Below are 11,992 nucleotides of genomic sequence, written 5' to 3' on the forward strand. Positions count from 1 at the left end.
TCGGCCGCCGCATCGACGACCGGCTCAGCCACGCGGTCGACGTCGGATGCCAGAGCGGCACCCGAAGCTTCGGACACGGCCTCGTCGACGCTCGGCTCGCCCGCAGCGACGCCACCTTCCGCACCGATGGCCGACGCCCCGTGAATCGCCGCACCGGCAGCATCACCGACCTCGGTAGCCCCGGTCACGAAACCAGGATCCGATTCCGGCTGCGGCGCAGCAGCTTCAGGACCCGGCTCGACCACGACGGCACCGGCCGCTGCGCCGACCCCCGACTCCGGCTGCGACACGCTCACTTCAGCACTCGACTCGACTGCGGCAGTGTCGCCCGCCGGCGCCTCGGCAGGAATCGCCTCGCCGCTGCCGGCGGTCGCACCAGAAGCGATCTCAACGCCCGATTCCGGGTGCGACACAGCAGCTTCGGCGCCTGGCTCGACAACAACTGCTCCGGCCGCACCGACACTCGACTCCGGCGCCGCGGCCACTCCGGTGCTCGACGCAACTGCGGCGGTGTCGCCTGCTGCGCCACTCGCCACTGCCTCGGGAGCTACCTCGTCACCCCCGGTGGTTGCACCAGGCGCAAGCTCGGAGCTCGACTCCCACTGCGACGCAGCAGTTTCGGCGCTCGGATCTCCCGACGTGGGGAAGCTCGCTGAGCCCGCGGTAGCCGTGGACTCAGGGCCCGCCACGCTCTCGGCAGTCGCACTGTTCGGCTCGGTCTCGCGACTGATGGATGCACCCGTCGTCGATCCAACCCGGCCTTCCGCCGCATCCGCGCCGGGCGTCACTGCGCCGATCGACTCGCGGTCCGCATCGGACGCGCCAGCAGGCTCGACCACCGCGCTCGGCTCAGCGACCACATCAGCGGCAGGGCTGAATGTGGCTGCGGCGCTGGACATGTCGGCCACACTCTGGGCGACGGCATTGGGCTCACCCGATGTGCTCGACTCTGCCGCAGCCTCGCCCGGCAGGTACACAGCGTCCGACTCGACAGCGCTTGGCGACTCGGCCGCAACATCACTCGACGCACCAATGCCTGGCTCGACGGTCGACTCGACGACATCGCCCATCAGACCTTCAGCAGCCTCGGTACTGGGCTCGCTGTCCACACCACCCGCGGAGAAATCGACCGCAGCATTCGGCTCGGCCGCAACATCATCCGACGGGAGAGCATTCGGCTCCACCGCGCTGGGCAACTCAGCCCTGACATCACTCGACGTAGCACCGCCGGGCTCGACCGAAGTCGGCTCAGCGGCATCACCTGTCAGATCTTCGGCGGCCTCGACATTGGCCTGACTGTCCGCGCCAGGCACCGAGACATCGTGCGCAACCGACGCATTCGGCTCAGCCGTGACATCATCCGACGAGATGGCAGCCGACTCCACCGAGCTGGTCGCAACATCGCCGGCCCCTGCCTCGCTCGGCTGGGCCGCGGTATCGGATGCGCCACGATCGCTCGGCTCGACCGTGGTCGGTTCGGCCGCGATCGCAGCATCGCTGATGCCCGCCGCGGTGGAAGACTCACCCGCGGTGGTCACCGCATCCGGTGCGGCTTCGGGCGCGGGCTTGCGTAACGCCTCGACCGGGACCACGTCGAAAGCCGCGTCGTCGTACGCCTCGTACAGCGGCGATCCGCCGCCGGTCGGGACTTCTACGTCGGAGTGCGCGCCACAGCCGTATTCGGCGTGGACTACGTGGCCGTCGGCGCCCATGGCATTGCCGCAGACGCCGAAGGCGGCGCGGAGGGCGCCGGCGAGGGGGAGGTAGAAGCCACAGCGGCCGCAGGTGGATGGGGCGGCCTTGGCCATATCGGTTTCAGGGCCGTATTCGGAGTACCAGCGTTCGGCGGCTTCTTCGCGGCCCTCGCGGCTGAGCACCTTGGTGCGGCCCAGGCCGATTTCCAGCGCAACCTCGTCGACGGCCGGATCGCCGCTCGCGACGTAGCCGGGCACCAGCCGGGGATCATCAGCAGGCGGGGCGAGCAGGTCGCCGGGCGCCAGATCGCCGGGGCGGACGCGCTGCTCCCACGGGACGAAATCGGGTGCGACCAGTGCGTCCGGACCGGGCAGCAGCGCCGATTCGCTCACCGTCGCGTACTGCGCGTCCGGCGGGGCGGCCACCACGACCGCCCACTGCCAGCCACGATAACCGGGCAGGGTGGCCTCGAACCGATGGGTTGCCGCGGCCTCGCCCTCGGCGGTGACACCGATATGCGCACCGACGCCGGTCGGCTCCAGCTCCAGGAGCGCACGGCGGGCAACGTCGACGGCATCGGCAAGGATCGGCCGCACGCCGGACTGCGAAACAGATACTGCGCTCACGGCCTACATTTTGCCGTATGGAGCGCAATCGGCGTTCGTTGGCCGTCGTTGTCCTGGTCAGCCTGCTCGGAATCACCGGGTGCGGCGGCTCCGACGACGATCTGCCGCGACTGCATATCGAGGTGGTCGGCACCCGTCCGCACGATCCACGGGCGTTTACCGAGGGTCTGGAGGTCGACGGCACCGTGCTCTACGAAGCCACCGGCATGCCGGGCGCGTCGGGCGTGCGCGCGACCGATCTGACTACCGGCGACGAACTGACCAGAGTCGAACTGCCCACGCCCTACTTCGGCGAGGGCGTCACCAAAGCCGATGCCACCCTCTGGCAGCTCACCTGGAAGGACCGGGTCGCGATCGCCCGGGATCCGGCGACATTGGCCGAACGCGCCAGGACGTCCTACGAGGGCGAGGGCTGGGGTCTGTGCACCCGCGCGGGCAAATTGGTGATGAGCAACGGCACCGACACGCTCACCTTCCGCGATCCGCTCACGTTCGCCGCGATCGGCACGGTAACCCTCACCACCCGAAACCGCGCCCACCTCAACGAACTCGATTGCGCCGCCGACGGTTCCGTCTACGCCAATTCCTATCCCACCGACGAGATCCTGCACATCGATCCCGAAACCGGCCGTGTCCTCGCGGTCATCGACGCGAGCGGACTGCTGCCCGCGACCGTGCGCGCGCACACCGATGTGCTCAACGGCATCGCGCAGCTGCCCGGCACGGACCGCTTCCTGATCACAGGCAAATACTGGCCGACCATCTTCGAGGTCCGATTCGTACCGGACTGAGCGAGCCAAGTCACCTTTCCGGACGGCTTGGAGCGGCAATTGAACCCAAGTCGCGGATGTACGACAGAATTGAGGTTGTGACTACTCCCCGCGATCCCTCCGGTTCCGACCGCGGTCCGTGGGATGGCGAGGAGTCCCCACCGATCCAGCGTCACCCCGGTTACGACCGCTACCCGCCACCCCACACCCCGCCTCGCCGGTCCTCGCTACCGCCCCTGTCGCCCGAACCGCCGCAACGCCGCGAACCTCCGCCGACCAGGCCGCTGCCCGGCGGATCCGCGAAACCAGAAGACGCGCCGCAGCCCGCAATCCCGGCCGAGCCCCAGCGCGTTCCGCGCAAGCTGACCGTCACCCGGGTCGCCGCCATGCGCGGCCGTGAGCTCACCTCCCGCGGCGTCGCCACCTTCCAGCGCGCCGCCAAGGCCGACGGCGCCGACAAATCCGGTCTCACCGCGCTGACCTACGCCACCATGGCGAACTTCGCCTTGGACGCCGCGATCGCGGTGGCTTTGGCCAACACACTGTTCTTCGCCAGCGCGACCGCGGAGAGCAAAACCAAAGTCGCGCTGTACCTATTGATCACGATCGCCCCGTTCGCCGTGATCGCCCCGCTCATCGGACCGATGCTGGATCGACTTCAGCGCGGCCGCCGCCTCGCACTCGCCACCTCCTTCGCCCTGCGCGTGGTGGTCGCGGTGGTGCTGATCATCGCCTTCGACAGCTGGGCGCTGTACCCGCTCGCCCTGTGCATGATGATCGGCAGTAAATCGTTCTCGGTGCTCAAGAGCGCGGTGACGCCGCGTGTGCTGCCACCCGAAATCGACTTGGTGCGCACCAACTCTCGGCTCACCGTGTTCGGTCTGGTCGGCGGCACCATCGGCGCGGGCGCGGTCGCCGCACTCGCCGCCGCGATCGCCGGTTCCAATGGCGCACTGGTGCTGGCTGCCGCGATCGCGATCGCGGGAACTTTCCTCAGCCTGCGCATCCCCCGTTGGGTCGAGGTCACCGAGGGTGAGGTCCCGGCGACCCTCAGCTACCACGCGAAAACCGAAGTGTTCAGTCCGGCAACCGAAGCCACCGTTCCGCCGCGCAAGCGCAGGCAGCCGCTTGGCCGCGCCGTCGTGACCGGACTGTGGGGCAATGGCGCCATTCGCATCTTGACCGGCTTCCTGACGTTCTATGTGGCCTTCGTCGCCAAGGCGACCGAACACGGCGGCTGGCAGCAGGCCGCCATGCTCGGCGTGGTCGGCGTGGCCGCGGCGATCGGCAATTTCGCCGGCAATGCGACCGGCGCCCGAATCAAACTCGGCAAGCCGTCACTGATCGTGTTGGGCTGCACCGCGGCCTGCTGCGCGGTCGCCCTGCTCGCGGTCTTCCTCGACAATCTGCTCGGCGCCGCATTGGCCACCCTGGTCGCGGCGGGTGCGAGCGCGCTGGCGAAGGTATCGCTGGACGCCTCCATCCAGGACGATCTGCCGCCGGAATCGATCGCGTCCGGCTTCGGCCGGTCCGAGACCGTACTGCAGCTCAGCTGGGTTCTCGGCGGCGCAGCGGGCGTGCTGATGCCGACCACCTACTGGCAGGGTTTCGCGTTCATCTCCGCGGTCCTGCTGTTCGGGCTGCTGCAGACCTTCATCAGCGACCGCGGCCACTCCCTGCTGCCCGGCCTCGGCGGCCACCGCCCCGAACATGCCGAGCAGGCGGTCGCGACAACCCGACACGCCGACGCCGACCGAGCCGCACAACGCGGCAAGGAGCGCGGTGGCGACACTAAGCACATGCAACGAGGCACAGGAGACCCGATCTGTGAGTGAACGCAGCCAACGAACCAAAGACACAGCAGCTTTGCTCGCGACGGAGCCGAGCGCCAGCGAGGCGCAGTCGTGAACAAGCTCAGTACCCGCACCGTCGTCGCGCTATGCGTGGCGGCCCTACTGGTGTTCACCGTCGCCTTCGTCGGCGTGTTGACGGTGTTCGTCCGCAACGCGGACCACCCCGACCCGACCGTCACCGCATACGCACACGGCAAGACCGTCACGGTGTCCCCATTCCTGTACTGCACAGTGAAAATGGAGAACTGCAAGTACGGCGAGACTGTCACCCTGGACGTTCCCGCCGGATACCCGCTGCAGCTGTCACTGCCGAAGAAGATCGCCGACGCGCCCTGGCTGGCGCAGCTGGTCTACGCCATGCCCACCGGCGAGAAGGTAGACCGGGTGGTGAGCCGCAACGACTATCCCGAGGGCGCACTCGCCGTCACCATCGATTCGAAGCCGGAGCCCGAATTGCGGCTCGTCGGTATCGAATTGCAGCTGCCGATCCTCGCGCGCGACGAGACCGGCCGCGAGTTCTACGTGCCGCACGCCGCCTGGTCGATCAGCACCTCGTCGTAGCGACTGCTTGCAGGTCGCTCGAAAAGGTCAGCAGCGACTGCTTGCAGGTCGCTCGAAAAGGTCGGGCCTGAAAACGATTCGCGCGCTGCCCGGTAGGCCGGGCAGCGCGCGTAATTCGTTATCCGCGAACGTCAGTGATCGAGTTCGCGCGCGACCGCCCGCACCACTTCCGAAATGCGCTGGGCGGTCTTGCGATCCGGGTACCTGCCCTTGCGCAGATCTGGCTGCACCTTGGCCTCGAGCAGGGTGATCATGTCCTCGACCATCCCGTGCAGCTCGTCCGGCGTGTGCTTGCGCGCGACCGGTTCCTTGTGCGCACTGCGATCACGCTCCTGGCCCTGACGGACCGAGGGCGGCGATTCGAGTACCTTCAGACTCAGCGCCTGCGGGCCACGGCGACCGGCGGCCATGCCGAATTCGACCCGCTGGCCGGGCTTGAGCCCATCGACGCCGTCGGGCAGCGCGGACGAACGGACATAGACATCCTCACCCTCGTCCTGGGAAAGGAAGCCGAAGCCCTTTTCGACGTCGTACCACTTCACCCTGCCGGTCGGCACTGCACTCACCCGTTCGTCATCGAAACTCGAGCCCCACTGGCCCGAGCACATCCGTCTGCCCAGGTGCTCGTCCGGCATACCGCCTCGGACAGCTCCTGTCAGTTTGCGAAAAGAACGCGCCCCACAGCTGTGCAGGACGCGATAGACACAGAGTCTACCCCGGTGCGAATAACGCAAGCACATCAGTTTTACGGTCGAGCAGTGACGAACCCATCCGCGCCACCGCCTCCGAGCCGCTCACCGCGCCGCGCCGGCGACCGGTTGCTGTACGTGGCACTCGGTCTGTTCGCGATCGGCTTGCTTGCGATCGTCGCCATATTTCTGACGCCGGTCCTCAGCGATTCCGACCCGGGCCTGTGGCTGTATCTGCTGGCGATGTTGGCGCCGCTCGGCTTCCTCTGCGCGATCGTCTTCGCACTGTGGTCCGGCCGACGATCGCGGTAAACCGGTTACCCCTGCTAATCGTTACCGAACCGCCGGTGTGATCTTCATCACATAACGGCGCGATAACGGAACGGTAGTGGCCCGTGACCGGCCCGACGGCACCCTGTCTCAGCTGCGCGGAAGCTTGTCCGCCGCAACCGATACCGGTCCGAGATCCGCGCGGACCCGCCGGTTACCAAATAGTGATTTTTCGCGCTGATCGTCGTACGGTCTTACCCAGCCGGGACAACCGGCAACCACCGGCCCGCCGCATCAAACCTCACCCCGCGGGTACCGGAGCCCAACGGAAGCAGGGGTGGGGGCGGGACGGACGACCTCTCAGTCCGGACCACGTGCAGATGCGTACGAGAGGCAGAAGAACCCGATATGAGTGGACGCCATCGCAAGCCAACCTCCACCGGGCGCACCGTAGCCAAGGTCGCCGTCACCGGCGCGATCATCGGCACCGCAGGTGTGGCTCTCGCTGGAAACGCCAGCGCGGCACCCGACCAGGATTGGGATCGCCTCGCGCAGTGCGAGGCCGGAGGCAACTGGGGCATCAACACCGGCAACGGTTTCCAGGGCGGACTGCAGTTCTCCCCCTCCACCTGGAATGCGCACGGCGGCGGCGAATACGCCGCGACCGCCAACCAGGCCACCCGCGAACAGCAGATCGCGGTCGCCGAGAAGGTACTCGCCAGCCAGGGCTGGGGCGCTTGGCCCGGATGCTCGGCCTCGCTCGGCCTGAGCAGCGGATCCACCCCACGCACCGCCCCCTCCTCCACCGAGACCCCGCGCTGGAACCCAGCGCCCGCCGCTCCCGAGCAGGCCGTCGCCGACCCCAGCCAGCAGGTGTTCGACGCGATCGACCGCGCCGTCGCCGTCGTGCAGGGCCAGGGTGTGCAGATCCCGCAGGAAGCCCTCGATTTCTTCAATGCCGCCAAGGGCACTCAGCTCGACCCGGCAGTCGTGAGCTTCTACGAGGCGAACAAGGGCATGCTGCCCTCCTGAGTCCTCACAACGCAGACCATACGAGAAGGTCCCCGCATCAATGATGCGGGGACCTTCTTCGTATCCGCGGGTTTTCCGTCCGGGTACCGAGCGGTGTGCCGCTCAGCGGTTGATCACCGTATTCGGGTGCATGTACGGCAGCTGATCGGCCGGGAGCGGAAACTCGGTGTCCTCACCGAATGGCGAGAGCCCACCGGAACGAGTCGACGACAGTTCGGTGACCGCATGGCCACCGTCCTCCACCGAGGGCCAGCCATGGTCGACGTAGGGTTTCTTCGATTTGTTCACCACGACCACATTGTGGCATGCGAGCGACCCGCCAGCACTCTGCCCTCCGCCGCTGCCCACGCCCGGCCACGGATAAACGACATCAACTAGGCTGACAAAATCGACAATATTCGGACTGCGATGCAACGACTGATCTCGAGAGCACATGGGTAACTCGTCGGGGACGCCCAAAGCCGGACCGGGCACACGACCGTCGGCCCGCGACGGCGGTCACGCGACACTCACGACCGGCAAAAGGTCCGGGGAGGCGGGAAAGCCTGCGACCGAATCCCTGGCCGGGTGGCTCGCGGCCCGCAGCGATGCGCAGCTGGTGGCCCTGCTCGAACTCCGGCCCGATCTGGCCGTGCCACTGCCCTCCTCCATGGCGGTGCTCGCGGCCCGCGCCGAGCAGCGCGCTTCGGTCCTACGTGCCACCGATGACCTGGATACACTCGAGTTCGCGATCGTGGAAACCCTTGCGGTGCATCGGGCGACGGGTTCGGGTGGAACGCCGATGAGTCGCAAAGCATTGTGCGTGCAGTTGAAAGATCGGGTCAAGGTCGCGGCGATCGATGCCGCGCTGGCCCGCCTATCCGATCGCGCGCTGGTCTGGAACGTCGGTGACGACCTACATCTGATACCGGCCACCGCCGAGGCGCTGCCGTGGCCGATGGGCAGCACCACCGAAATTCCGGATGCGCTGACCGAGCCCGAGGTGTCAGCGGCCCTCGCGGCCGTCTCCCCCGCCGAACGTGCGCTGCTGGACAAGCTGGCCGCCACGGGCCCGCGCGGACGCACCAGGGACGCGGCTCCGGGCACACCGGCCGACCGCCCGATCCAGCAACTGCTCGGCCGCCGATTACTGCACTGGATCGACGAGGAGACGGTCGAACTACCGGTCACCGTCGGCCAGGTGCTGCGCCGGGAGCCGGTGACCCATCCGCACGCGCTGAAACCGCCGGAGCCGACACCGACCAAGCACAACCCCACCGAAGTGAATGCGGTCGCGGCGGGCGAAGTGGGCGAGCTGCTGCGGCATTGTGCCGACATTCTGGAGGCGCTCGGCCAGGCGCCCGCGCCCGCATTGCGCGCGGGTGGTCTCGGAGTGCGGGAGTTGCGCCGCATCGCCAAACAGACCGGTATCGACGAACCGCGCGCCGGACTGCTCGTCGAACTACTCGCCGCCGCCAAACTCGTCGAGAAGGGTATGCCGGACCCGCCACCGGAATTCGACTCCACCGACGACTTCTGGGCACCGACACCGGCCGCCGACGGCTGGCGCGACGCACCGCCCGCGCGACGCTGGGTGGCGCTGGCACAGGCCTGGCTGGACCTGGACCGCACGCCGTGGATGATCGGCATGCGCGACGCCAATGACAAACCGCTGGCGGCATTGGCGATCGAACTGCGCACCCCGCACGCGCCGCGCGACCGTCGCACCATGCTGAATTTGCTCGCCGAATATCCGACCGGCACCGCACTGGTCCCCACCGATATCGGCCGACTGCTGGCCTGGCGGCAACCGCGGTGGCGCAGGCACTTTCGCGCCGAGGCGGTCGAGCACACGCTGGACGAGGCCGCGACGCTCGGTTTCATCGGACGCGGCGCGCTTGCCTCACCTGCGCGAGCCTTGCTGCACGGCTCGCCGACCAGCGCGTCCGATGCCGAGGCCGAGATGGAGTCGGCGCTGCCCGAGCCCATCGATCATGTGCTTGTCCAGGCGGATCTGACCGTCATCGCGCCCGGTCCGCTGACGCCGGAGCTACAGGGCCGGGTGGCACTCGTGGCCGATATCGAATCCGCGGGTGCGGCAACGGTTTACCGGATCAGTGACACATCGGTGCGACGTGCGCTCGATGCCGGGATGACCGCCGCCGAACTGCATACGCTGTTCACCACGCATTCCCGCACACCGATCCCGCAGTCGCTGACCTATCTGATCGATGACGTCGCGCGCAGGCACGGCCAGCTACGGGCCGGTATGGCGCAGTCGTTCATACGCAGTGACGATCCGGCACTGCTCGCTCAGGTGCTGAGCTCGCCGGTGGCGAACGAACTCGCGCTGCGGGCCATCGCACCCACCGTCGCCATCGCCCAGGCTCCGCTCGGCGAATTGCTCGAGCGGTTGCGCGCGGCCGGATTCGCCCCGGCCGGTGAGGATTCCGCAGGCACCATTGTCGATCTGCGCCCGCGCGGCGCCCGCATCGCGGTGCGTCCGCATGCCAGGCAGCCGTATCGCCCGACGCCACCGAGCACCGAACAGCTGACCCTGCTCGTCACGGAGCTGCGTGCGGGTGATCGGGCCGCCAGCGCCCGCAACGGCCAGGCGGTGCGCCCCGACGGCACCAGAACGAGTACCGCCGCAACCCTGGCGCTGCTGCAATTGGCGGCGCGGGTGCGGCGGTCGGTCAATATCGGTTATGTCGACGCCCAGGGCGTCGCGTCACAGCGCGTGGTCGAACCATTGAAGGTCGGCAACGGCCAGCTCGACGCACTGGACCCGGTGACCGGCGCGATCCGGCATTTCACCTTGCACCGGATCGCGTCGGTAGCACTACTCGAGTAATCAGCCCTTGGCTGCGCCGAGGCAGAAGGTGACCTTCGGGTCCGGGACGGTCACGAAGCTGGTCGCGTCGGCGCCACACTGCAATTCGTCGGCCTGACCGTCTATGCGCTGCACCACCTTGAAGGTGGCTTCGGAAGAGGAGCAGTCCACGTACTTGTACGGGTTGGTGCCGACGTCGGCGTAGCAGCTGCCCTGCTTGAAGTTCGGCGCGAGGCACATGTAGGCCTGGCCGCCACTGACCAGATCCTCGGTGTAGGTGGTGTATTCGGCCGCGCATTCGATCTTCTTGTCCGCGGTCTGGAATACCTTGTAAACCGCCTTCGGCGACGAGCAGTCGACCGGCTCGGACTTGGTGGCCGATGACGAACTGTCGGTGACATTGATGCAATCACCGACCTTCGCCTTGGCGGTGTCGGACTTGCTTGCATTGTCGAGCGCCGAACAACCGGTCACCACGGCCACCAATGCGCCCACCGCCAGGAGGGCGAGCACAATACGTGCCAGCAGCCTCATTCCTGGGAACTTCAACGTGAAACCCTCTCTCACCGAACGTGTTCACGGACGTGTTCACGACAGATGTGAACGCGGTGAGGATACCGTCACGGTTGTCCGAACCGCATCAGCAGTTCGGACAACCGACCAACACCGAGGCGCGGCTCAGTACTGCCCGTAGAGTCCGGTCAGCCCCATCAGCGCGAGATTGACGAATTTCGGGATCAGGTTGACCAGGACCATGATTCCTGAACTGTTCACTATCAATGCCTTTCGCATTACGAACACATGGACGTTTGTCCAGCATGTGCACTCTGTCGCTTCCCGAGACCCGGTCGTTACGCTTGGCAGGTATGAGGCTCGAAGAGGTCGCCGTCGACTTGTACGGATTAGACCCTGGCGAGTTCATCGCCGCCAGGGCGGCACGCGTCGCCGAGGCCAAGGATGCGGGCGATAAGGCGCTCGCGACCGCCGTCAGCAAACTGCGTAAACCGACGGTGGTCGCCTGGACGGTGAACCTGCTGGCCCGTGCCGCACCCGATGATGTCGATGCGCTACTGCAACTGGGGATCGCACTGCGTACGGCGCAACGGGAATTGTCCGGCGATCAGTTGCGCACACTGACCACGCAGCGGCAGCAAGTGGTCAATGCCCTTGCCAAGCGGGCGGGCGCCCTGGCCGCGGATCGCGGGCATCCGGTCACCGAGGGGGTGCTGCGTGAGGTGGGACAGACGCTTACGGCGGCGCTGGCCGATGACACGGTCGCCGAGCAGGTGCGCAGCGGGACAGTGGTGACGTCGGCGAGTTATGCGGGTTTCGGACCGGGCGGTGCCGCACTCACCTCGGTAAGCGGAACGGGCACAAAGAAATCCGCCGAACCCGTCGCAGAAGACGATGCCGGGCAAGAACTCGATGACGCACTCGAAGCCCTCGAAACTGCCCGTGCAGCAATGGATTCAGCGCAGACCGCTGCTGAAGAGACGGCAAACCGATTGACCGACAGCGAATCCCGCATAGACGCACTGCGCGAAGAGCTTGCGCACGCCGAACAGCAGAAGCAATTCGCCCGCACCGCCGATCGGGGCGCACAAGACCAACTACGCGCGGCCCGGAAACAACTCGATCGGGCAGAGCGCCGGGTGGAAAAAGCCCGCGAACGCGTCGACTGAGC

10 protein-coding genes and 1 pseudogene are annotated in these 11,992 nt (G+C 67.3%); 7 read left to right on the top strand and 4 right to left on the bottom strand.

Annotation, left to right across the window (positions count from 1 at the left end):
* Positions 1-1,505: 1,505 nt before the first annotated feature.
* Positions 1,506-2,291, bottom strand: a pseudogene (locus ACFYOW_RS09410) (DUF3027 domain-containing protein); the annotation flags it as partial.
* 47 nt (positions 2,292-2,338) lie between these two features.
* Between ACFYOW_RS09410 and ACFYOW_RS09415 the strand changes: the two are divergent.
* The 3 genes from ACFYOW_RS09415 (at position 2,339) to ACFYOW_RS09425 (ending at position 5,505) form a co-directional block, all read left to right on the top strand.
* Positions 2,339-3,112, top strand: a complete 774-nt coding sequence (locus tag ACFYOW_RS09415; protein ID WP_387286244.1) for a glutaminyl-peptide cyclotransferase — start codon at positions 2,339-2,341, stop codon at positions 3,110-3,112.
* A 77-nt stretch (positions 3,113-3,189) separates the two neighbouring features.
* Positions 3,190-4,926: an MFS transporter gene (locus tag ACFYOW_RS09420; protein ID WP_387286246.1), complete on the top strand. Its 1,737-nt coding sequence runs from the start codon at positions 3,190-3,192 to the stop codon at positions 4,924-4,926.
* 69 nt (positions 4,927-4,995) lie between these two features.
* Positions 4,996-5,505 (top strand): DUF2771 domain-containing protein, encoded by a 510-nt coding sequence (locus tag ACFYOW_RS09425; protein ID WP_387286248.1) that lies wholly within the window; start codon positions 4,996-4,998, stop codon positions 5,503-5,505.
* Between the two features lie 131 nt (positions 5,506-5,636).
* Here ACFYOW_RS09425 and ACFYOW_RS09430 read toward each other — a convergent pair whose 3' ends face one another.
* Positions 5,637-6,062 (bottom strand): cold-shock protein, encoded by a 426-nt coding sequence (locus ACFYOW_RS09430; RefSeq protein ID WP_387287413.1) that lies wholly within the window; start codon positions 6,060-6,062, stop codon positions 5,637-5,639.
* A gap of 201 nt (positions 6,063-6,263) precedes the next feature.
* On the opposite strand from ACFYOW_RS09430, the gene ACFYOW_RS09435 reads away from it, so the two are divergent.
* Both ACFYOW_RS09435 and ACFYOW_RS09440 read left to right on the top strand, forming a co-directional pair.
* Entirely contained in the window at positions 6,264-6,506 is a 243-nt protein-coding gene (locus ACFYOW_RS09435; RefSeq protein WP_387286249.1) for a hypothetical protein, read from the top strand.
* Positions 6,507-6,872: 366 nt separating this feature from the next.
* Entirely contained in the window at positions 6,873-7,496 is a 624-nt protein-coding gene (locus ACFYOW_RS09440; protein ID WP_387286251.1) for a resuscitation-promoting factor Rpf1 domain-containing protein, read from the top strand.
* A 102-nt stretch (positions 7,497-7,598) separates the two neighbouring features.
* Here the strand turns inward: ACFYOW_RS09440 and ACFYOW_RS09445 are convergent, their stop codons facing one another.
* Positions 7,599-7,787 carry a hypothetical protein gene (locus ACFYOW_RS09445; RefSeq protein ID WP_063044417.1) on the bottom strand — a complete coding sequence of 63 codons (189 nt, stop codon included), beginning with the start codon at positions 7,785-7,787 and terminating at the stop codon, positions 7,599-7,601.
* Positions 7,788-7,929: 142 nt separating this feature from the next.
* Between ACFYOW_RS09445 and ACFYOW_RS09450 the strand changes: the two genes are divergently transcribed.
* The gene (locus ACFYOW_RS09450) at positions 7,930-10,329 is read left to right on the top strand and encodes a helicase-associated domain-containing protein (protein WP_387286253.1); all 2,400 of its coding nucleotides are present in this window, start codon (positions 7,930-7,932) and stop codon (positions 10,327-10,329) included.
* Here the strand turns inward: ACFYOW_RS09450 and ACFYOW_RS09455 are convergent, their stop codons facing one another.
* The gene (locus ACFYOW_RS09455; protein ID WP_040686433.1) at positions 10,330-10,842 is read right to left on the bottom strand and encodes a hypothetical protein; all 513 of its coding nucleotides are present in this window, start codon (positions 10,840-10,842) and stop codon (positions 10,330-10,332) included.
* 332 nt (positions 10,843-11,174) lie between these two features.
* Between ACFYOW_RS09455 and ACFYOW_RS09460 the strand changes: the two genes are divergently transcribed.
* Positions 11,175-11,990 carry a hypothetical protein gene (locus ACFYOW_RS09460; protein WP_387286255.1) on the top strand — a complete coding sequence of 272 codons (816 nt, stop codon included), beginning with the start codon at positions 11,175-11,177 and terminating at the stop codon, positions 11,988-11,990.
* Positions 11,991-11,992 lie beyond the last annotated feature (2 nt).

The sequence above is a fragment of the Nocardia sp. NPDC006982 genome (assembly GCF_042869435.1).
Lineage (GTDB): Bacteria > Actinomycetota > Actinomycetes > Mycobacteriales > Mycobacteriaceae > Nocardia.

What these genes read in the sequence shown, in the direction of transcription:
- ACFYOW_RS09415 (WP_387286244.1), top strand. Translation starts at nt 2,339, where the DNA reads ATGGAGCGCAATCGGCGTTCGTTGGCCGTCGTTGTCCTGGTCAGCCTG.
- ACFYOW_RS09440 (WP_387286251.1), top strand. Translation starts at nt 6,873, where the DNA reads ATGAGTGGACGCCATCGCAAGCCAACCTCCACCGGGCGCACCGTAGCC.
- ACFYOW_RS09450 (WP_387286253.1), top strand. Translation starts at nt 7,930, where the DNA reads ATGGGTAACTCGTCGGGGACGCCCAAAGCCGGACCGGGCACACGACCG.
- ACFYOW_RS09455 (WP_040686433.1), bottom strand. Translation starts at nt 10,842, where the DNA reads ATGAGGCTGCTGGCACGTATTGTGCTCGCCCTCCTGGCGGTGGGCGCA.
- ACFYOW_RS09460 (WP_387286255.1), top strand. Translation starts at nt 11,175, where the DNA reads ATGAGGCTCGAAGAGGTCGCCGTCGACTTGTACGGATTAGACCCTGGC.